At 70.0% G+C, this 19,594-nt stretch carries 20 protein-coding genes; 4 read left to right on the forward strand and 16 right to left on the reverse strand.

All coding sequences use genetic code 11. From position 1 onward, the window contains the following. From ASE12_RS06195 to ASE12_RS06205, 3 genes are read right to left on the reverse strand one after another with little or no spacing between them, the layout of a single operon-like run. The gene (locus ASE12_RS06195) at positions 1 to 816 is read right to left on the reverse strand and encodes an ABC transporter permease (RefSeq protein WP_056398294.1); all 816 of its coding nucleotides are present in this window, start codon (positions 814 to 816) and stop codon (positions 1 to 3) included. Beyond that, positions 816 to 1,625: an ABC transporter permease gene (locus ASE12_RS06200; protein ID WP_235508849.1), complete on the reverse strand. Its 810-nt coding sequence runs from the start codon at positions 1,623 to 1,625 to the stop codon at positions 816 to 818. Before ASE12_RS06200 ends, ASE12_RS06195 begins: the two co-directional genes overlap by 1 nt. A 2-nt stretch (positions 1,626 to 1,627) precedes the next feature. Next, on the reverse strand, positions 1,628 to 2,560 hold the full coding sequence (locus tag ASE12_RS06205; protein WP_056398297.1) for an SCP2 sterol-binding domain-containing protein: 933 nt from the start codon (positions 2,558 to 2,560) through the stop codon (positions 1,628 to 1,630). Between the two features lie 88 nt (positions 2,561 to 2,648). Here ASE12_RS06205 and ASE12_RS06210 point away from each other — a divergent pair, with 88 nt between their 5' ends. Continuing rightward, on the forward strand, positions 2,649 to 3,299 hold the full coding sequence (locus ASE12_RS06210) for a TetR/AcrR family transcriptional regulator (protein ID WP_056398300.1): 651 nt from the start codon (positions 2,649 to 2,651) through the stop codon (positions 3,297 to 3,299). Here the strand turns inward: ASE12_RS06210 and prmC are convergent. From prmC to ASE12_RS06250, 8 genes are all read right to left on the reverse strand, one after another. Then, the gene (prmC, locus tag ASE12_RS06215; RefSeq protein ID WP_056398303.1) at positions 3,286 to 4,134 is read right to left on the reverse strand and encodes a peptide chain release factor N(5)-glutamine methyltransferase; all 849 of its coding nucleotides are present in this window, start codon (positions 4,132 to 4,134) and stop codon (positions 3,286 to 3,288) included. The two genes, ASE12_RS06210 and prmC, sit on opposite strands and share 14 nt — an antisense overlap. Then, positions 4,131 to 5,210, reverse strand: coding sequence for a peptide chain release factor 1 (prfA, locus tag ASE12_RS06220; protein ID WP_056398305.1), 1,080 nt, complete (start codon positions 5,208 to 5,210; stop codon positions 4,131 to 4,133). Before prfA ends, prmC begins: the two co-directional genes overlap by 4 nt. Positions 5,211 to 5,300: 90 nt before the next feature. Beyond that, positions 5,301 to 5,522, reverse strand: a complete 222-nt coding sequence (gene rpmE / locus ASE12_RS06225) for a 50S ribosomal protein L31 (protein WP_056398306.1) — start codon at positions 5,520 to 5,522, stop codon at positions 5,301 to 5,303. A gap of 109 nt (positions 5,523 to 5,631) precedes the next feature. Next, the gene (locus ASE12_RS06230; protein ID WP_056398307.1) at positions 5,632 to 6,120 is read right to left on the reverse strand and encodes a glutathione peroxidase; all 489 of its coding nucleotides are present in this window, start codon (positions 6,118 to 6,120) and stop codon (positions 5,632 to 5,634) included. Positions 6,121 to 6,218: 98 nt separating this feature from the next. Beyond that, on the reverse strand, positions 6,219 to 8,096 hold the full coding sequence (gene rho, locus ASE12_RS06235) for a transcription termination factor Rho (RefSeq protein ID WP_056398308.1): 1,878 nt from the start codon (positions 8,094 to 8,096) through the stop codon (positions 6,219 to 6,221). A gap of 202 nt (positions 8,097 to 8,298) precedes the next feature. Beyond that, on the reverse strand, positions 8,299 to 9,177 hold the full coding sequence (thrB, locus tag ASE12_RS06240; protein WP_056398311.1) for a homoserine kinase: 879 nt from the start codon (positions 9,175 to 9,177) through the stop codon (positions 8,299 to 8,301). Further along, positions 9,174 to 10,232 (reverse strand): threonine synthase, encoded by a 1,059-nt coding sequence (thrC, locus tag ASE12_RS06245; RefSeq protein WP_056398314.1) that lies wholly within the window; start codon positions 10,230 to 10,232, stop codon positions 9,174 to 9,176. Before thrC ends, thrB begins: the two co-directional genes overlap by 4 nt. Further along, on the reverse strand, positions 10,232 to 11,566 hold the full coding sequence (locus tag ASE12_RS06250) for a homoserine dehydrogenase (RefSeq protein WP_056398316.1): 1,335 nt from the start codon (positions 11,564 to 11,566) through the stop codon (positions 10,232 to 10,234). Before ASE12_RS06250 ends, thrC begins: the two co-directional genes overlap by 1 nt. Positions 11,567 to 11,724: 158 nt before the next feature. Here ASE12_RS06250 and ASE12_RS06255 point away from each other — a divergent pair, with 158 nt between their 5' ends. Then, positions 11,725 to 12,288 carry a hypothetical protein gene (locus ASE12_RS06255; RefSeq protein ID WP_056398319.1) on the forward strand — a complete coding sequence of 188 codons (564 nt, stop codon included), beginning with the start codon at positions 11,725 to 11,727 and terminating at the stop codon, positions 12,286 to 12,288. Here the strand turns inward: ASE12_RS06255 and ASE12_RS06260 are convergent. Further along, positions 12,264 to 13,631 carry an MFS transporter gene (locus tag ASE12_RS06260; protein WP_056398324.1) on the reverse strand — a complete coding sequence of 456 codons (1,368 nt, stop codon included), beginning with the start codon at positions 13,629 to 13,631 and terminating at the stop codon, positions 12,264 to 12,266. The two genes, ASE12_RS06255 and ASE12_RS06260, sit on opposite strands and share 25 nt — an antisense overlap. Beyond that, complete coding sequence (locus ASE12_RS06265; protein ID WP_056398327.1) at positions 13,628 to 14,608, reverse strand: zinc-binding dehydrogenase; 981 nt, start codon at positions 14,606 to 14,608, stop codon at positions 13,628 to 13,630. The genes ASE12_RS06260 and ASE12_RS06265 overlap by 4 nt, the downstream gene beginning before the upstream one ends. A gap of 308 nt (positions 14,609 to 14,916) precedes the next feature. On the opposite strand from ASE12_RS06265, the gene soxR reads away from it, so the two are divergent. Together soxR and ASE12_RS06275 are read left to right on the forward strand one after the other, a co-directional pair. Continuing rightward, the gene (soxR, locus tag ASE12_RS06270; RefSeq protein ID WP_056404582.1) at positions 14,917 to 15,366 is read left to right on the forward strand and encodes a redox-sensitive transcriptional activator SoxR; all 450 of its coding nucleotides are present in this window, start codon (positions 14,917 to 14,919) and stop codon (positions 15,364 to 15,366) included. A 31-nt stretch (positions 15,367 to 15,397) separates the two neighbouring features. Further along, positions 15,398 to 15,739, forward strand: a complete 342-nt coding sequence (locus ASE12_RS06275; protein WP_056398331.1) for a hypothetical protein — start codon at positions 15,398 to 15,400, stop codon at positions 15,737 to 15,739. A 21-nt stretch (positions 15,740 to 15,760) separates the two neighbouring features. On the opposite strand, the gene ASE12_RS06280 is transcribed toward ASE12_RS06275, so the two are convergent. From ASE12_RS06280 to argS, 3 genes are read right to left on the reverse strand one after another with little or no spacing between them, the layout of a single operon-like run. Beyond that, positions 15,761 to 16,390 carry a DUF1345 domain-containing protein gene (locus ASE12_RS06280; protein ID WP_056398334.1) on the reverse strand — a complete coding sequence of 210 codons (630 nt, stop codon included), beginning with the start codon at positions 16,388 to 16,390 and terminating at the stop codon, positions 15,761 to 15,763. 5 nt (positions 16,391 to 16,395) lie between these two features. Further along, positions 16,396 to 17,790 carry a diaminopimelate decarboxylase gene (gene lysA, locus ASE12_RS06285; protein ID WP_056398337.1) on the reverse strand — a complete coding sequence of 465 codons (1,395 nt, stop codon included), beginning with the start codon at positions 17,788 to 17,790 and terminating at the stop codon, positions 16,396 to 16,398. Then, complete coding sequence (gene argS, locus ASE12_RS06290) at positions 17,791 to 19,455, reverse strand: arginine--tRNA ligase (RefSeq protein ID WP_056398340.1); 1,665 nt, start codon at positions 19,453 to 19,455, stop codon at positions 17,791 to 17,793. Positions 19,456 to 19,594: the final 139 nt, after the last annotated feature.

Below are 19,594 nucleotides of genomic sequence, written 5' to 3' on the forward strand. Positions count from 1 at the left end.
TCACCCGGAGATCCTGACGCCCGGGTCGCCGCCCCAGAACAGCAGCGTCATGACCATGTCGAGCAGCACCACCACGACGATGCTCGCGCGGATGGCACGGCCGGTCGCCTCGCCGACGCCCTCGGCTCCCCCGCTGGCCATGAAGCCGTACCAGCAGTGGATCAGCGTCACCGCGAACGCGAAGACCAGGATCTTGACGACCGACAGCAGGATGTCGTCGAGGCTGATGAACGTCTGGAAGTAGTGCAGGTAGGTGCCCTTGGGCTGGCCGAACACCAGGGTCACCGAGAGCTCCGAGGCGACGTACGAGCCGACCAGGCCGATCAGGTAGAGCGGCAGGATCGCGAGCATCGCGGCGATCAAGCGGGTCGTGACGAGGTAGCGCAGCGGGTGCACGGCCATCGCCGAGACCGCGTCGATCTCCTCGTTGATGCGCATCGAGCCGAGCTGCGCGGTGTAGCGGCAGCCGACCTGGGCGGCGAGGGCCAGCGCAGCGATCAGCGGGGCGAGCTCACGGGTGTTGACGACCGCGGAGACGAACCCGGTGAGCGGCGACAGCCCGATCGTCTCGAGGCCGTTGAAACCTTCGATGCCCAGCGACGTGCCGGCCGACAGCGCCAGCAGCACCATCACGCCGATCGTGCCGCCGCCGACCAGCAGCGCGCCGGAGCCCCAGCTGATGTCGGCGAGGATGCGCAACGTCTCGCGGCGATAGTTGACCAGGGTCGCGGGGATCGACTGCACCACCCGGCGCACGAATGTCGCCTGGGTGCCGAGGACCGCGATCGCGTTGAGCGGCCGGTCTACGAGGCTCATCACGCGATCCTCTGCGGCACGAGCATCACGTACGCCTGGGTGATCGCCACGTTGACGACCGCGAGGGTGATGACGCTCAGCACGACGCTCTGGTTGACCGCGTCGGCGACGCCCTTGGGGCCCCCGGTCGTGGTGAGCCCCTTGTGGCAGGCGATGATCGTGGCGAGGAAGCCGAAGATCGCGGCCTTGCCCTCGGCGAGCAGCAGGTCGGTCGGCTGCGCGAAGCTCGTGAACGAGTCGAGGTAGGCGCCGGAGCTGACGTCCCCCGAGCCGACGTTGAGGGCGTAGCCGGTGATCATCGCGGTGGCCGCCACGACGACGTTGAGCAGCAGGCCGACCGCCGTGGCCGCGACGAGCCGCGGAGCCACGAGCCGCCGGATCGGGTCGAGGCCCATGACCCGCATCGCGTCGACCTCCTCACGCACGGTCTGCGACCCGAGCGCGGCACACATCGCCGAGCCGACGGCGCCGGCCATCAGCAGCGAGGTGACGAGCGGTGCACCCTGGCGCAGCACGCCGATGCCGTTGACCGCCCCGGTGAACGACACCGCGCCGATCTGCTGGGCGATCGCGCCGACCTGGATCGCGACGATGACCCCGAACGGGATCGCCACGAGGATCGTGGGGAGCAGCGCCACGCGGGTCATGAACCACGCCTGCTCGAAGAACTCGTGCCACGAGAAGCGCCCCCGCACGATGTCTCCGAGGGCGTACCGGCCGGCCTTGAACCCCAGCGCGATCATCGACCCGAACGTCTCGAGGCCGTCGTTGACCGTCGTACGCGCGCGGGTCAGCACCGGGATGGACACGATCAGCCCTTCGCCGACGGGATGCGTACGGCCGAGCTCAGGGCGAGCGCGGCGCTGAGGTCGCCCTTGACCTTGAGCGAGCCCTTCATGAACGCCATCGTCGGGTTGAGGTTGCCGGTGGCGAGCTTGAGGAACTCCGCGCCGCCCAGGGCGATCGTCACGCTCCGCTTGCCCTCGCCGTCGGGGGTCACGGTGCACACGCCGTGGTCGATCTCGACGAGGTAGCGGTCGTCCTCGCCGGCTCCGCCGCCGATCTTGAAGCACGCGGCGAGGCGGAGCTTCGCGGATCGCCGCTCGTCGAGGTACTCGGGGAACCTCCGGAAGATCTCGTCGAGCACCACTGGACGGAAGCCGCCCTTCATGACCTCGCGGAGGTGCGCATCCTTGGCCTTGGAGATCACGCCGGCGACCTCGACCGCGTCGAGCGTCGTCGGGTCGACCGCCACGCCGTCCGTGCCCGGCACCCGGAACACGCCGCCGACCTGCAGTGCGAGGTCCTCGTCACCCACGACGCGGATGTCGCCCGCGAGCACCAGGAGCGCGGCGCTGGCCGTACCCGACAGGAGGCGCAGGAACGTGATGGCGTCGGTCGAGATCGTCAGGTCCGGCTCGTCGGTGCCGGCCGGCTCGACGTCGACCGCCCCGCCGGCGAACCTCGCGTCGTACGCCTCGTCGACGGCCTTGCCGCGCCGCACCACGAAACGTACGAGGCCCGAGACCGCTGCGAGGCGTTCGGGCACCGCGAACTCGCCGAACCGGCCGAAGCCCGCCTCGAGCGCGGCCTCCCGGATCGCGTCGTCGTCGATCAGCGCCCGCAGCTCGCGGTCGGGCGTCTCGGCGACCATGCGGGCGATCTCCTCGGCGTCGACACCGGCGAAGTGCGTGCCGAGGTCGGCCGGCGCGATGCCGTCGAGCCAGTCGCGAAGATCGCCCATCGCCGTGCCTCCTGGTTTTCCTACCGTGCGGTAGGATCTGGCTCACCGTAGTGACCCGAGTCACACCTGTCAACGAGCGGAGGACCGCATGGCTACCCCGACGGCGACGCCGACAGCCGGCAGCCGTGCGGCCCATCTGGGTCCCGAACGTCGCCGCCCGCTCGTGCTCGACGCGGCCCTGGCGGTGTGGATGGAGCACGGCTACCGGCGTACGACGATGGCCCTGATCGCGAGCGAGGCCAAGGTCAGCAAGCCGGTCCTCTACGCCTGCTACGCCGACAAGCACGAGGTGCTGCTGGCCCTGCTCGACCGGGAGGAGCAGCGATTGATCGACGCGGCACAGCGCGCCCTGCCCGACGAGCTCGACATCGACAACATCGAGCAGGTCGTGCAGTCGGCCTACGAGGCGTTCTTCACCGCGGCGGTCGACTACCCCGCCTCGTGGCGGGTCGTCTTCGAGGCCCAGCAGCTCGTCAACGACGAGATCGCCGCCCGTATCCGCCGCGGTCGCACGCTGATCGGCGAGCAGCTGGCTGCACTCGTGTCGCACTACTTCGCGTCGGTGGCCGAGCCCCTCAGCGAGCGCGAGGCGCGGCTGATCGCCGAGAACATGCTGGCGCTCGGCGAGAGCAATGCCGCGCTGCTGCTGCGCGACCACGGGGACACCTGGACGATCGGCGAGCTGGCGACCTCGGTCGCCCGGTTCGTGCTCCGGGGCTGGCCCGTCAGCGGGGCCTGACGGCTGTCACGTAGCGCGGGCGACGCGCGAGGTCGAGGTTGTCCTGCACGCCGTTCCAGCGGGCCCTGAACACCTCTGGCGCGGACTCGCCCTGCACGTCCGCGTGCTCGGCGCCGACGACGCCGCCGGGCTTGAGCAGGCGCCAGGCGACCTGCTCCACGACCCGCATGGCATCGAGTCCGTCATCGCCCGACCAGAGGGCCAGCGCGGGGTCGTGGTCGCGAGCCTCGGGCGCCACGCTCTCCCAGGCGTCCAAGGGTATGTAGGGCGGGTTGGCCACGACGACGTCGACCGTGCCGTCCAGGTCGGCGAACGCATCGGCCATGTCGCCGAGCCGCAGGTCGACGCCCGTGCCGGCGAGGTTGCGCTGCGCCCACTCGTACGCCTTCTCGTCCAGCTCGACGGCGTGCACGGAGGCGCCGGGCACCTCGTGGACCACCGAGAGCGCGATGGCACCTGCGCCGGCGCACAGCTCGACGACGACCGGCGCGGGCAGCGCCTTGGCGTGGTCGATGGCCCAGCCGGCGAGCACCTCGGTCTCGGGCCGCGGCACGAACACGCCGGGCCCGACCTCGACGTCGACGTAGCGGAACCCGGTCGAACCCGTCAGGTGCTGCAGCGGGAAGCGCCGGGCACGGGCGTCCACGAGCTCGAGGAACGTCTCCTGCTGGAGCGGGTTGGGCTTGGCGCGGGTGATCAACGACGAGCGCGGCACGCCGGTGACGTGGCTCAGCAGGGTCTCGGCGTCGTGGCGCGGCGAGCTGACGCCTGCCGCCTCCAGCCGATCGGTCGCTTCGGTCAGCAACCGCTCGGCCAGAGTACGTACGCCGGTCATTCCCCGGACTCGACGGCGGCGAGGCGGTCGGCGAGCTCGGCGTCGACGAGCGACTTGATGACGTCGTCGAGGGCCCCGTCCATGACCTGGTCGAGGTTGTACGCCTTGTAGCCCGTGCGGTGGTCGGAGATGCGGTTCTCGGGGAAGTTGTAGGTGCGGATGCGCTCCGAGCGGTCGACCGTGCGGATCTGCGACTTGCGCGCGTCGGACGCCTCGGCGTCGGCGGCGGCCTGCGCGGCCTCGAGGAGCCGGGCCCGCAGGATGCGCATCGCCTGCTCCTTGTTCTGCAGCTGGCTCTTCTCGTTCTGGCAGCTGGCGACGATGCCGGTGGGCAGGTGCGTGATGCGCACGGCTGAGTCGGTCGTGTTGACGCTCTGACCGCCGGGACCCGACGAGCGGTAGACGTCGATGCGCAGGTCGCTGTCGTGGATCTCGATGTCGATGTCCTCGGCCTCAGCCAGCACCAGGACGCCGGCCGCCGACGTGTGGATGCGGCCCTGCGACTCGGTCACCGGGACGCGCTGCACGCGGTGCACGCCGCCCTCGAACTTCAGCAGCGCGTGCGGCGCCTCGCCGGGCTCGGGCGTGCCCTTGGCCTTGACCGCCATCGTGACGGACTTGAAGCCGCCCAGCGCCGACTCGGTCGCGTCGATGATCTCGGTCTTCCAGCCGCGGTGCTCGGCGTAGCGGGTGTACATGCGCAGCAGGTCGCCGGCGAACAGCGCCGACTCCTCGCCGCCCTCGCCGCCCTTGATCTCCATGATGACGTCCTTGGAGTCAGCCGGGTCGCGAGGCACGAGGAGGCGCTGCAGCCGCTCGCTCAGCTCGTGCAGGCGCGGCTCAAGCGTCTCGATCTCGGCGGCGAACGAGTCGTCCTCGGCCGCCAGCTCACGCGCGGCCTCAAGGTCGTCGGTGACCTGCTGGTAGTCGCGGTACGTCTTGACGATCGCGGTCAGCTCGGCGTAGCGCTGCCCCAGCTTCTTGGCCAGCCCCTGGTCGGAGTGCACCGCGGGGTCGGACATGCGGACCTCGAGCTCGGCATGCTCGGCGACGAGCGTGTCGACGGCTTCGAACACGATGGCTCCTCAGGCTCGGTGCGGACGGGTGCGGACACGACAACGGCACCGACCCGCACGGCGTGCGTACGGGTCGGTGCCGGAGTGGAGCTACTTGCTCTCGGTCGTCTTCTTGGCGTAGCGCTTCTCGAAGCGGGCGACGCGGCCGCCGGTGTCGAGGATCTTCTGCTTGCCGGTGTAGAACGGGTGGCACGCGGCGCACACGTCGGCACGGAGCGTGCCGTCGGTGGCGGTGCTACGGGTCGTGAACGAGTTGCCACAGGTACAGGTGACCTGGGTCTCGACGTACTCGGGGTGGATGCCTTGCTTCATGATGTCCTCTCGGCGGTCGCTGGGTCGTACCGCGGGTTGCGATCCGTGAACCAGAACCAAGGATTGATTCTGCCAGTTGGCAGTACGTATAAGGAAATCGAGGGCGGATCTATTCCGCCGGGAGCAGCGCCTCGATGTCGTCCTTGATGTCCTCGGGCGCCGTGGTCGAGCCGTAGCGCTTGACGACCTCGCCCTCGGCGTTGATCAGGAACTTGGTGAAGTTCCACTTGATCTTGGTGCTGCCGAGCACGCCGGACTTCTCGGACTTGAGCCACTGGTAGAGCGGGTGGGCGTTGTCGCCGTTGACCTCGATCTCGGAGAACAGCGGGAACGTCACCCCGAAGTTGCGCTCGCAGAACACCGCGGTGTCCTCGTCGGACTCGGGGTTCTGGTGGCCGAACTGGTCGCACGGGAAGCCGAGCACGACCAGGCCGCGGTCGACATACTCCTGGTAGACCTTCTCGAGTCCCTTGAACTGCGGGGTGAAGCCGCACTGCGTGGCGGTGTTGACCACCAGCAGGACCTTCCCCTTGTAGTCGGCGAGCAGGCGCTCGGTGCCGTCGATCGCCGTCGCGGAGAAGTCGTATGCAGTCGTCATGGCGCCAACTCTAGTTGCGACTGATAACGACGGCCGGGTGAGTCCGCGAACGCCGAAGGGCCCGAGGTCTCCCCCGGGCCCTTCGGACGTACGGCTGACTACTTGCCGTTGGTGGTCCCGTCCTGCGGCAGCGTCGTGTTGATCTGCATGAGGAACTCGACGTTGCTGGTCGTCTTCTTGAGCTTGTCGAGGATGAGCTCGAGGCCCTGCTGGCCCTCGAGGCCCGACAGCACGCGGCGCAGCTTCCACACGACGGCGAGCTCGTCCTTGCCCATGAGCAGCTCCTCGCGGCGCGTGCTCGAGGCGTCGACGTCGACCGCCGGGAAGATGCGCTTGTCGGCGAAGTCGCGACGCAGGCGGAGCTCCCAGTTGCCGGTGCCCTTGAACTCCTCGAAGATGACCTCGTCCATGCGCGAGCCGGTCTCGACCAGCGCGGTGGCCAGGATCGTCAGGGAGCCGCCGTCCTCGATGTTGCGCGCGGCGCCGAAGAACTTCTTGGGCGGGTAGAGCGCCGACGAGTCGACACCACCGGACATGATGCGCCCGCTGGTCGGGGCCGCCAGGTTGTAGGCCCGGCCGAGGCGCGTGATGCCGTCGAGCAGGAGCACGACGTCGTGGCCCAGCTCGACGAGGCGCTTGGCGCGCTCGATCGCGAGCTCGGCGACCGTGGTGTGGTCGGTGGCCGGACGGTCGAACGTCGAGGCGATGACCTCACCCTTGACGGTGCGCTGGAAGTCGGTGACCTCCTCGGGACGCTCGTCGACGAGGACGATCATCAGGTGGCACTCGGGGTTGTTCTCGGTGATCGCGTTGGCGACCTGCTGCATGATCATGGTCTTGCCGGCCTTGGGCGGCGACACGATCAGGCCGCGCTGGCCCTTGCCGATCGGGGCGACGAGGTCGACGACCCGGCCGGTGAGTCCGCCGGCCTCGCCCTCGAGGCGCAGGCGCTCCGACGGGTAGAGCGGAGTCAGCTTGGCGAACTCGACGCGCTTGAGGCTCTCGTCGAGGGTCATGCCGTTGACCGACTCGATCTTGACCATCGGGTTGAACTTCTCCTTGCGCTCGCCCTCACGGGGCTGGCGCACCTGGCCGATGACGGCGTCGCCGCGGCGAAGCCCCCACTTGCGGACCATGGAGAGAGAGACGTAGACGTCGTTCTCGCTGGGCAGGTAGCCCGTCGTGCGGACGAACGCGTAGTTGTCGAGGATGTCGAGGATGCCTGCGGCCGGCACGAGGACGTCGTCCTCGGTGTAGGTCGTGTCGACCTCGGAGCCGCGGCCGCCGGGGTTGCGGTTGCGTCCGCGGCGGTTGCGACGACGGCCCATGCCGTTGTCGTCGTCGTCCTCGAACTGGCCCTGGTTGCGGTTGCCGCCCTGGCCCTGGTTCTGGCCCTGGTTCTGGTTGCGGTTGTTGCCGCCGCCGTCGTTGCGGTTCTGGTTGCGGTTGTTGTTGCCGCCGCCGTCGTTGTCGCGGTTCTGGTTCTGGTTGCGGTTCTGGTTGCGGTTGCGGCCGCCCTGGCGACCCGACTCGTCGTCGGATGAGTCGTCGTTGCGCGAGTCGTTCTTGGACTCCGGCTGGTCCGACGTGCTGTCGGCCTTGTCGGACTTGTCCGCCTTGGGCTCGTTGCGGGGCTTGCGGGTGTCGCTCTTGGACTCGGCCGGCGCCTCGGCGGCGGGCTGCTCGGTCCTGGCGGCCGCAGCGGCGTCACCCTTGCTGGTGTCGACCTTGCTGGGCGCGGCCGCGGCGACCGCGGCCTTGGTGGAGGTGCCGGCGTCTCCGCGGGCGATCTTGATGGCGTCGATGAGGGCGCCCTTGCGCATCTTGTCGGCGCCGGTGATGCCGAGCTCGCCGGCGATCTCCTGGAGCTCGGCGAGGACCTTGCCACCCAGTCCGCCGCTGGTCTTGCGCGGGGCGGTCGCCGCGGCGTCGGCCGCAGGCGTGGATGACTCAGGTGTGATGGTGGTTTCAGTCACGTAGGTTCCTTTGGATGAGGCCACAAGGCCTAATGCCCGGATCGATCCGGATCGCATGAAAGGCTTGCCCGTATCCGACGGGCGACTTGAATGGCACTGCTACTTGTCACTGTCGGGGAGTTTCGCACTCGACTCCGACTCGTCCACTGTAACACCAGAGGGTCATCCCGCATTCCGCTCGGGTTCATGTCACAGGGACTTCTCAGAGCGTGCGCGCACCCTCGGTGTCGACGTCCAGCTCGAGCACGGACCAGCCCTCCGGCGCCCGGTCAGCGACGCCCCTGGCGAACGACAGGACGGTCGGCCCGGCGCCCGAGATGATCGTGGGGATGCCCTCCACCCGCAGCTGGCGCAGCAGCTTGTAGGACTCGGGCATCGCGTCGGAGCGGTACGTCTGGTGGATCCGGTCCTCGGTGGCCCAGATGAGTCGCTCGGGCGCCACGGTGAGGGCGGCGACGAGCAGCGCGGCGCGGCCGGCGTTGACCGCGGCGTCGGCGTGAGGGACGGTCTCGGGCAGCAGGCCGCGCGCCTTCTCGGTCGACACCGCCTCGCTGGGCACGAACGCCGTGACCTCGACCGACGTGTCGAGCCGCTGCACCTCGGCGGCGGCTCCGTCGATCCAGGCGATCGTCAGGCCGCCGAACATCGCGGCGGCGACGTTGTCGGGATGGCCCTCGAGGCCGACTGCGAGCTGGTAGGCCGCGCGGTCGTCGAGACGGGAGGCGCTGCCCTCGACGAGCGCCCGGGCCAGGGCGATGCCGCCGACGATCGCCGCGGCCGACGAGCCCAGGCCGCGGCCGTGCGGGATCGCGTTGGCGCACTCGAGCCGCAGTCCTGTCGGCCGTTCGCCGAGGAGGTCGAACGTCGCGGTCATCGCCGTGACCACCAGGTGATCGCTGGTCCTCGGGACGTCCCGCTCCCCCTCGCCGGTGACCTCGATCTCGAGCCCAGGCGCGTCGAGGACCTCGGCGGTGATCTCGTCGTACAGCGTCAGCGCCAGGCCCAGGGCGTCGAAGCCCGGACCCAGGTTGGCGCTCGAGGCCGGCGTGCGTACGGTGACCGGGCCCTTGACGAACGTCATACGAGGCCGGCGACCTCGGCCGCCGCGTGCACGTCGACGTCGATGACCGAGTCGACGATCGAGTCGACGCCCGACAGGGCGGTCTCGGTGTCCTTGAGGCCGTGACCCGTCACGGTGATGGCGATGACCGAGCCGGGCTCGACCGAGGCGGCGGACTTGAGCAGCCCGGCGACACCGGCGGCCGAGGCGGGCTCGACGAAGACACCCTCACGCGAGGCCAGCTCGTGCTGGGCGCTGAGGATCTCCTGGTCGGTGACCGCCTCGATGCGGCCTCGCGAGTCGTCACGTGCGGCGACGGCGAGCTGCCACGACGCGGGGTTGCCGACGCGGATCGCAGTGGCGAGCGTCTCGGGGTGCTCGACGGGGTGACCCAGCACGATCGGCGCGGACCCCTCGGCCTGGAAGCCCCACATCGCCGGTGTCTTGCTGGCGATGCCGGCGTCGGCGTACTCCTGGTAGCCCAGCCAGTAGGCCGAGATGTTGCCGGCGTTGCCGACCGGCAGGATGTGCAGGTCGGGCGCCTGGCCGAGTGCGTCGACGATCTCGAACGACGCGGTCTTCTGGCCCTGCAGGCGTACGGGGTTGACCGAGTTGACGAGGGCGACCGGATATTGCTCGGCGAGGTCGCGGGCCACCTGGAGGCACTGGTCGAAACCGCCGCGCAGCTGGATCACGGAGGCGCCGTGCATGACCGCCTGGGCCATCTTGCCGGCGGCGATCTTGCCGTGCGGGACCAGGACGATCGGGGTCAGCCCGGCGCGCGCGGCGTACGCCGTCATCGACGCCGAGGTGTTGCCGGTCGACGCGCAGACGACGGCCTTGGCGCCCTCGCCGGCCGCGACCGAGATCGCGGCCGTCATGCCGCGGTCCTTGAACGACCCGGTGGGGTTGTCGCCCTCGACCTTGAGCCACACGTCGCCACGGACGATGCCCGACAGCCAGGCGGAGTGCACGAGCGGGGTGCCGCCCTCGCCGAGGGTGATGACGGGGGTCTCGGGGGTGACCGGGAGCCACTCGCGATACTCCTCGATCACGCCACGCCACAGGTGAGCCATCAGGATCCTCCCTCGACGCGCATCACCGATGTCACGTCACGAACCATGTCGAGGCCTCGCAGCGAGGCCACGGTCGCCGACAGCGCCGCGTCGTCGGCCTCGTGCGTCACGATCACGAGCTGGGCGTCGTCGCCGCTGCCCTCCTGGCGGACCGTGCGGATCGAGACGTCGAACTCGGCGAACGCGCTCGCGACCGACGCCAGCACGCCCGCGCGGTCGTCGACGTCAATCGACACGTGGTAGCGGGTGCGCGCCCGGCCGATGTCGAGCACCTCGAGCTGCGCGTGGGTCGACTCCCCGGGGCCGAAGACGTTGCTGCGCCGGTTGCGGGCGACCGACACGACGTCGCCGAGCACGGCGCTCGCGGTGGGTGCTCCGCCCGCGCCCGGGCCGTAGAACATGAGCTGGCCGGCGGCCTCGCTCTCGACGAACACCGCGTTGTAGGCGCCGTGGACGCTCGCGAGCGGGTGCGAGAGCGGGATCATCGCGGGGTGCACCCGGGCCGAGACCGCGGGACCGTCGGGGGTCTCACGCTTCTCACAGATCGCGAGGAGCTTGACGACGCAGCCCATCTCGGCTGCCGAACGTACGTCCGCCGCGGTGACCTCGCTGATGCCCTCGCGGTGCACGTCGCCGATCGTGACGCGGGTGTGGAACGCCAGGCCGGCGAGGATCGCGGCCTTGGACGCTGCGTCGAAGCCCTCGATGTCGGCGGTCGGGTCGGCCTCGGCATAGCCGAGCCGCTGGGCCTCGTCGAGCGCCTCGGAGAAGCCCTGACCGGTGGTCGTCATGGCATCGAGGATGAAGTTGGTGGTGCCGTTGACGATGCCGAGCACGCGCTGCACCCGGTCGCCGGCGAGCGACTCGCGCAGGGGCCGAACGATGGGGATCGCGCCGGCGACCGCGGCCTCGAAGTAGAGGTCTCGCTCGGCCTTGTGCGCCGCTTCGAACAGCGTCGCGCCGTCCTCGGCCAGCAGCGCCTTGTTGGCGGTGACCACGGAGGCGCCGTTGTCGAGGGCCGACAGGATCAGCTCACGCGCCGGCTCGATGCCGCCGATGACCTCGATCACGACGTCGATGTCGCCGCGGGACACGAGTCCGGCCGCATCGGTCGTGAAGAGCTCCCCGGGTACGTCGAGGTCGCGCTCACGGCCGAGCCGGCGTACGGCGATGCCGGCCAGCTCGAGCGGGGCGCCGACGCGCTGGGCCAGCTCCTCGGAGTCGCTGGTGAGCAACCGGGCTACTTCCGTGCCGACGACTCCGCAGCCCAGCAGGGCGACGCGGAGCGGGCGACCGGGGGACCACGAGACAGGGTCCGACGACGAGGGGCTCACCGGTCAAGGGTATAGGCGCCTGACCCCCGGGCATGACACGGTTCGCGGAATGAGCAGTCCACGAGGGGTGCGTCACCATAGCCCCGGAGGGCCGTCGATCGTTGAAGGGACGAACCCCCGCAGCACCGTCGCGTGCCCAAGAGAAGAGTCAGGTTTTCATGAAGCGCAGGACCCGTTCCGCCCTCAAGCAGCGCGCTGCCATCGCCATCGGCGTCGTGGCGAGCTTGATCGCCGTGGTGTCCGTCGTGATGATCCTGCGCGGTGACAGCGATCCGGCAACCGCCTCCGACACCAACTCCGACGGGGTCAGCGGTGGGACGAGCGACTACGGCAGCGGCTCGTCCTCGGCCGACGACGAGAAGTCCTCAGGCAGCGGGGTCAAGAAGGTGGGCTCGAAGGACGACCCGTTCGCCGCGCTGCCCGATCCGTACGCCTCGTCGCACGGCACCAACAAGCTCTACAACGTCGTCATGACCCTCACCTCGGACGGCGCCATCAACGAGGGTCACGACTACCGCGACGGCAAGAGGGCCGGCACGCAGGTCGCCAACAAGTCGATCACGATCACGCGTACGGTGCGCGGTCCCCTGCCGGTCGGCCGCATCGGTGGGCAGGTGCTGTCCACCGCGACGTACGTGACGTGCACCGTGACGATCGACGGCACCGTCGTGAGCAGGCGCACCGCCCACAAGCCCGGCTACGTGGCGGTCTGCGTCGGCTGACGCTCACTCACCCGTGCGGTCACCGCGACCGCCAGGGCTGCCGTGGCTGCGGCGAGCACGAACACCAGCACGTACCCGGTCATCTCGTCGATGCTCAGCATCACCGCGAAGACGACGCTGCCGATCGCGAGCACGAGCGACTGCACGACGGCGTCACTGGTCTGCATCGCGGCGCTGTTGGCGCCCTGCGCACCCGGCGCCGAGTGGTCGAGGAGCAGGACGCCGAGGGTCGACGCGGCCAGGCCCATGCCGAGACCACCGACACTCCAGATCGCCGCGACGACCAGCACCGGCGCGGTGTCGGTGAGGGTCAGGAAGCCCGCACCCGTGCCGACCAGCACGCAGACGGCACCGAGCCGCACCCGCAGGATCTTCGACGACAAGGCCGGCACGTTGGCGGCGATCCACGACCCGCTGAACCACAGCACGGCGGCGCTCGTCAGCAACAGTCCCGACTGGGCCACCTCGAGGCCGCGGTGCTCGACGAGTGACAGCGGCACGTACGTCTCGGCGCCGAAGAAGCCGGCGCTCAGGAGGCTGCGGGTCGCGATGACGCTCGGCAGGCCCCGACCGCCGCGCCACGTGCCCGCCGGAAGGAGCCGGGGAGCGTACGCGCCGATGAGGACGAGCGCGACGACCAACAGGACGGGCCACCACGCGACCGCACGCTGCCCGGCCAGGCTGACCGCGAGGATGCCGCCGGCACTGAGCGACGCCCACCAGAGGCGGCGCCGGTCGGCGGTGACCTCGGGGTCGCCGTCGAGCCGGTTGAGCGCCTGCCAGATCAGCAGGAGGGAGCCGACCGCGACGAGCGGGACGCTGAGGAACACCCACCGCCAGCCGACGTGGTCGGCGATGAAGCCCGCGATGACCGGGCCGACGAGTGCCGGCAGCACCCATGCACTGGTCATGACGGTCCAGACGCGCGCCCGCATGTGGTCCGGGAACACCTTGCCGATGACGAGGTAGAGGCCGACGCCGACGAAGCCCATGCCGAGACCCTGCACCGAACGGCCGACGAGGAACACCGCCATGGTCGGCGCGAGCCCGGCCACCAACAGACCCGCGGAGAAGATGCCCACGCCGGCGCGCAGCGCGAGGCCGGGACCCCGGCGATCCATCAGCGGGCCCGCGACGGTCATCGAGACCACGGCGACGGCGGACGGAGCGGCGAACGACAGGGCGTACAGGCCGAGCCCGTCGAGCTCGTCGGCGACGACCGGCATGACGGTCGCGACCGCCAGCGACTCGAACGCGACGAGGAATGCCAGCGAGAAGATGCCCGCGACCACACGGCCGTACGGTCCGAGCCACAGGCGCTCGTCGGGAGCGACCGCGGTCATCGGAGTGCGTCGGGGATCAGGACGACCTTGCCGTACGTCTGCCGGGCCTCGAGCGCACGATGCGCGCCCGACGCGTCCGAGAGCGCGAAGGCGGCGTCGACGAGGGGCACCCGGCTGCCGTCGGCCGCCCGTGCCAGCGCCTCGGCCTCCAGCGAGCGCAGACCACCGGGCCGGGCCAGCATCTGCGGGCCGAGCAGCATCGTCACGGTCCTGGTCGGGTCGTCGTACGTCGCCGGTTCGTCGGTGAACCAGCCGTACTGCATCAGCCGGCCGCCTGTGGCGAGCAGGCCGTACGCCGCATCGGCGGTCTTGCCACCGACGCCGTCGAACACCAGGGTCGCCCAGTCGCCGCCGAGCTCGCGACGCACGACGTCGTCCCAGCCGTCGATCCGGTAGTCCACCGCGACGTCGGCGCCCTGCGACCGGGCGATCGCCACCTTGTCCTCTCCCCCGGCGAGACCGACGACCAGGGCGCCGGCCTCCTTCGCGGCCTGGATCAGCAGCACGCCGAGACCGCCCGCGGCCGACGTCACGACGACGACGTCGTCCGGCCGGATCGGCGACTGGTCGAGGATCCCGGCCGCGGTCCGCCCGGTGCCGATCGAGGCGACCGCGACGGCGCACGGCATGACTCCGGGGATCTCGTGGAGGCTCTCTGCGGCGACGAGCGCCTGTTCGGCGTACCCGCCGCTGGCCATGCCGAGGTGCGCCACGACCCGCTTGCCCGACCACGCCCCGTCGACACCGGAGCCGACGGCGTCGACCCGGCCGGCGACCTCGCGGCCCGGGGTCATCGGCAGCTGCAGCGGCTGGTGCACGGCACTGGTGAAGCCTGCGCGCAGCGACGTGTCGAGCACGTGGACGCCGCTCGCGCTGACCGCGATGCGCACCTGTCCTGGCCCTGGGTCGAGGTCCGGCACCTGCTCGTACCGAAGCACCTCGGGACCGCCGAGCTCGTACTGCCTGATCGCGTGCATGCTGCTCCTTCGTCGTTGGTGCGCACAGTCCACAACCTAAACTTTGGTTGAGGTCAACTCGTGGGGTCGACTCGGCTCGTGCTTTCCGCAGGACCGGTGACTCAGGTGGAACCGCGAGCCTGCAGGTTCGACCCAGCTCACCGCCCGGGCAAGAGCGGTGACTCAGGTCGAACCGCACCATGACGCCGGTGACTCAGGTCGAACCGGGAGCCTGCAGGTTCGACCCAGCTCACCGCTCGGGCAAGAGCGGTGACTCAGGTCGAACGTGGAGGCACCTGCGACGAGGAACCCCAAGTATGGTTGAGGTCATGACGATCTCGAAGCACCAGCCACTGAGCCCCGGCGAGGTTGCCGCGCGTGCCGGCGTGGCTGTCTCGGCGCTCCACTTCTACGAACGCGAAGGCCTCATCGAGAGCGAGCGGACGGCCGGCAACCAGCGTCGCTACCACCGCGACGTCCTGCGCAGGATCTCGTTCATCCGGGTGTCGCAAGGCCTCGGGATCAGCCTCGCCAGGATCCGCGAGGCGCTCGACTCGCTGCCCGACGAGAAGGTTCCGACGAAGGCCGACTGGGCCCGGCTGTCGCAGGGCTGGCGGGCCGACCTCGACTCCCGCATCGACCAGCTCCAACGCCTTCGTGACAACCTCGACGGCTGCATCGGCTGCGGCTGCCTGTCGCTCAAGAGCTGCTCGCTCTACAACCCCGAGGACTGGCTCGCGACGACGGGCCCGGGCCCGCGGCGGTTGCTCCGCCGCTAGCTGGACAGGCTGACATGCAAGCATTGCATCTGTGAACCACTCGGACCCGTATGAGCGGTACAAGCAAGACGCTCAGCTGCTCTCCGAGATTGGCATCGTTTTGAAGTCTCAGCTCCCGTCGTACCGCGTGCGAGTCCCTTGGCGACTGGCCAGCAGAGCCATCGCGGCATGGGAACGCGACGAGGAGGGCGAACTTCCCGCCCAGGAGACCGAGCTACAGACGTCCCTTCGCCACATGGCTGGCCACCTCGCTCTCATCGGCCTGAGTCTCAAAGAGGCTGGCGAACGGGTTCAGAGCGACTATGTGGAACTGGATCTCGACCCGGACTTCATTGACGCTGCGGTACGAGCTTCGCAACTGGTCGGCCCTTGACAGGCGGCGGTTGCTGCGTCGCTAGCCGGACAGGCTCACGGCGAGGTTGATCGTGGTGGCGACCACGACCGTGCCGAAGACGTACGAGAGCAGGGCATGCCGCAGCGCCGTGGCCCGGAACGCACTCGTGAGCAGGTTGGTGTCGGAGATCTGGAACGTCATGCCGAGCGAGAACGCGACGTACGCGAAGTCGACGTAACACGGCGGCTCGTCGGTGTTGAAGTCGATCCCGCCGGGCTCGCCGGCGAAGTACTGGCTGGCGTAGCGCAGCGTGAACAGCGTGTGGATGAGCAGCCACGACAGCGCGACGCTGCCAAGCGCCACGGCGGCGAGCACGCCGCTGCGGGTGTCGGAAGCCGATCGGGCCTCGACCAGCAGCATCGCGACGGCGGCCAGGCTGGCGAGGCTCGCGACCAGGATCAACAGCTCGGCGAGCCCGCGGACCGGGTCCTCGCGCAGCGCATGACTTGCGGTCTCGTCGGGGCCCATGCGGGCGATGACGAGCCAGACCCAGCTGACGTACACCAGCGACGCGGCGGCCCAGCCGAGCACGACCGAGAGCGCACCGCCACCGAGTGCGGCGACGATCCCGCCGACCACGAGGCCCGCCGCCAGCATCACGACGAAGCGCGCTGCGTAGCGGTGGGTCATGTCGCTCAGCCGATGTCGAGGGCGAGCAGGTCGTCCTCGGTCTCGCGGCGCAGGATGACGCGCGCCTCGCCGTCGCGCACGGCGACGACCGCGGCGCGGGGCACGTGGTTGTAGTTGCTCGCCAGCGATCGGCAGTAGGCGCCGGTGCCGGGCACGGCGAGCAGGTCGCCGGCCTCGACGTCGCCCGGCAGGAACTCGTCCTTGACGACGATGTCACCGGACTCGCAGTGCTTGCCGACGACGCGGCTGAGCAGTGCCGGCGCGTCCGAGGTGCGCGATGCCAGGGTGCACGAGTAGTCGGCGCCGTAGAGCGCGGGCCGGATGTTGTCGCTCATGCCGCCGTCGACCGAGATGTAGCGCCGGGAGGCGCCGCCGTCGAGCGCCACCGACTTGGTGGTGCCGACCTCGTAGAGCGTGAACGTCGACGGGCCGGCGATCGCGCGGCCCGGCTCGATCGACAGGTGGGGGACGTCGACGCCCATCGCGGCGCACTCGTCGTCGACGATCTTGAGCATCCCGCGAGCCAGGTCCTCGGGCGTCGACGGGTCGTCCTGGGTCGTGTAGGCGATGCCGAAGCCACCACCGAGGTCGAACTCGGGCAGCGCGACGCCGAGCTCCTTCTCGATCTCGGCGTGCAGGCGCAGGACCCGGCGGGCCGCGACCTCGAAGCCGTCGGTCACGAAGATCTGCGAGCCGATGTGCGAGTGCAGTCCACGCAGCTCGAGACCCGGCTCGGCGAGCACCCGGCGTACGGCGTCGAGCGCGTCGCCGCCGGTGATCGAGAAGCCGAACTTCTGGTCCTCGTGCGACGTCGAGATGTACTCGTGCGTGTGGGCCTCGACCCCGGCGGTCACCCGGATCATCACCGGTGCCCTGACCCCCAGCTCGGCGGTCAGGTCGCGCAGCCGCTCGATCTCCTCGATCGAGTCGATGATGATGCGGCCGACGCCGACCTCGAGCGCGCGGCGCAGCTCGGCGACGGACTTGTTGTTGCCGTGCAGGCCGATGCGCGCCGGTGGGAACTCGGCCTTGAGCGCCACCGCCAGCTCGCCCCCGGTGCAGACGTCGAGGTTGAGCCCCTCCTCGGCGATCCAGCGGGCCGTTGCGACACACAGGAACGCCTTGCCGGCGTAGTAGACGTCGGCGCTCGGGAACGCGTCCTTGAATGCGCGGGCGCGGCGGCGGAAGTCGTCCTCGTCGACGACGTACGTCGGGGTGCCGAACTCGGCGGCGAGGTCGGTGACCGACTCCCCCGCGACCGTCAGCACGCCGTCGACCTTGGAGACCGACGACGCCCACAGGTGCGGGACGAGCTCGTTGGGGTCCTCGGGCGTACGCAACCAGGCCGGTCCGCGATCGCCGGACTGGCCGTGCAGGGCACCTGCCTCGTGGCTCCTCATCTACATGCGCTCCGGGGCGCTGACGCCGAGCAGCCCGAGTCCGTTGGCGATGACCTGACGCGTCGCGGCGACAAGCATGAGGCGGGCTCGATGCAGGTCGCTCGGCTCCTCGTCGCCCTTGGGCAGCACGTGCGCGACGTCGTAGAACTTGTGGAACGCCGCTGCGGTGTCCTCGAGGTAGCGCGCGACGCGGTGCGGCTCGCGCAGTTCCGCCGCCCGGGCGACGATGCGCGGGTAGTCGGCGAGGGCGCGCAGCAGCGCGCCTTCCTGCTCGACGGCGAGCAGCGAGGGATCGAACGTCGAGTCGTCGATCACGACGCCGAGGTCGACGGCGTTGCGGATGATCGACGACAGGCGCGCGTGGGCGTACTGGACGTAGTAGACCGGGTTGTCGCTGTCCTGCTTGGCCCACAGGTCGAGGTCCAGGTCGATCGTCGAGTCGGTCGAGTAGCGGGCCAGCGCGTAGCGGGCGGCGTCGATGCCGATCGCCTCGACGAGGTCCTCGAGGCTGATCACGGTGCCGGCCCGCTTGCTCATGCGCAGGGGCTCACCGTCGCGTACGAGGTTGACCAGCTGGCCGATCAGGAGCTCGAGGTTGACGCCCGGGGTGTCGCCGAACGCCGCGCACATCGCCAGCATCCGCGAGACGTAGCCGTGGTGGTCGGCGCCCAGCATGATGATGCAGCGGTCGAAGCCGCGCTCGCGCTTGTCGAGGTAGTAGGCGAGGTCGCCGGAGATGTAGGCCGGCTGTCCGTCGGACTTGATGACGACGCGGTCCTTGTCGTCGCCGAAGTCGGACGTGCGCAGCCAGGTCGCGTCGTCCTGCTCGTACATCATGCCGAGCTCGCGGAGTCGTGCGATGGCTCGCTCGACGGCGCCGGACTCGTGCAGGTCGTTCTCGTGGAAGTAGACGTCGAAGTCGACCCCGAACTCGTGCAGGCTCTTCTTGATCTCGGCGAACATCAGGTCGACGCCCTCGGCCCGGAACGTCTCGAGCGCCTCGGCGTCGGGCAGCGTCAACGCGTCGGGGTGCTTGGCGAGCACGCTGGCCGCGATGTCGGCGATGTACTGGCCGCCGTAGCCGTCCTCGGGCGCGTCCTCGCCGCGGGCACTGGCCAGCAACGATCGGGAGTAGCGGTCGATCTGCATGCCGTGGTCGTTGAAGTAGTACTCCCGCGTGACGTCGGCGCCGATCGCCGTGAGGATGCGGCCCAGCGAGTCGCCGACCGCGGCCCACCGCACGCCGCCGATGTGGATCGGGCCGGTCGGGTTGGCGCTGACGAACTCGAGGTTGACCTTCTGGCCCGCGTAGAGATCGCTCGTTCCGTACGCGGTGCCGGCCGCGACGATCTGCGGGGCCAGGGCGCCCTGGGCGCCGGCCTCGACGCGGATGTTGAGGAAGCCGGGACCGGCGATCTCGGCGCTCGCGATGCCGTCAGCCGCACCGAGCTGGTCGGCGAGCAGCTGGGCGAACTCGCGCGGGTTCATGCCGGCCTTCTTGCCCAGCTGCAGCGCGATGTTGGTGGCGTAGTCGCCGTGCTCCTTGACCTTGGGTCGCTCGACGAGCACGTGCGCCGGCACCCCGTCGGGCAGCGTGATCGTGCCCGCCTCGCTGAGGGAGGTGAGGGCACCGACGATGGCTGCAGAAAGCTGCTCGGGAGTCACCCGCCAAGACTATCGGCCGTGGGCAGAGGGCCATAAACGTGGACGACCCGCAGGGCTGCGCTCGCCTCCGGAGAGTAGGAGCGCGGTCGAGTGGACAACTCGACGCCCTGCGGGTCGGGTGGCTGCGGGAAATTCGCTG

The sequence above is a fragment of the Aeromicrobium sp. Root236 genome (assembly GCF_001428805.1).
GTDB lineage: Bacteria > Actinomycetota > Actinomycetes > Propionibacteriales > Nocardioidaceae > Aeromicrobium.

Bases quoted from the DNA above. Each gene is read 5' to 3' on its own strand.
- ASE12_RS06195 (WP_056398294.1), bottom strand. From the start codon at position 816: ATGAGCCTCGTAGACCGGCCGCTCAACGCGATCGCGGTCCTCGGCACC.
- ASE12_RS06205 (WP_056398297.1), bottom strand. From the start codon at position 2,560: ATGGGCGATCTTCGCGACTGGCTCGACGGCATCGCGCCGGCCGACCTC.
- ASE12_RS06210 (WP_056398300.1), top strand. From the start codon at position 2,649: ATGGCTACCCCGACGGCGACGCCGACAGCCGGCAGCCGTGCGGCCCAT.
- prmC (WP_056398303.1), bottom strand. From the start codon at position 4,134: ATGACCGGCGTACGTACTCTGGCCGAGCGGTTGCTGACCGAAGCGACC.
- rpmE (WP_056398306.1), bottom strand. From the start codon at position 5,522: ATGAAGCAAGGCATCCACCCCGAGTACGTCGAGACCCAGGTCACCTGT.
- ASE12_RS06230 (WP_056398307.1), bottom strand. From the start codon at position 6,120: ATGACGACTGCATACGACTTCTCCGCGACGGCGATCGACGGCACCGAG.
- thrB (WP_056398311.1), bottom strand. From the start codon at position 9,177: ATGACGTTCGTCAAGGGCCCGGTCACCGTACGCACGCCGGCCTCGAGC.
- thrC (WP_056398314.1), bottom strand. From the start codon at position 10,232: ATGGCTCACCTGTGGCGTGGCGTGATCGAGGAGTATCGCGAGTGGCTC.
- ASE12_RS06255 (WP_056398319.1), top strand. From the start codon at position 11,725: ATGAAGCGCAGGACCCGTTCCGCCCTCAAGCAGCGCGCTGCCATCGCC.
- ASE12_RS06260 (WP_056398324.1), bottom strand. From the start codon at position 13,631: ATGACCGCGGTCGCTCCCGACGAGCGCCTGTGGCTCGGACCGTACGGC.
- ASE12_RS06265 (WP_056398327.1), bottom strand. From the start codon at position 14,608: ATGCACGCGATCAGGCAGTACGAGCTCGGCGGTCCCGAGGTGCTTCGG.
- soxR (WP_056404582.1), top strand. From the start codon at position 14,917: ATGACGATCTCGAAGCACCAGCCACTGAGCCCCGGCGAGGTTGCCGCG.
- ASE12_RS06280 (WP_056398334.1), bottom strand. From the start codon at position 16,390: ATGACCCACCGCTACGCAGCGCGCTTCGTCGTGATGCTGGCGGCGGGC.
- lysA (WP_056398337.1), bottom strand. From the start codon at position 17,790: ATGAGGAGCCACGAGGCAGGTGCCCTGCACGGCCAGTCCGGCGATCGC.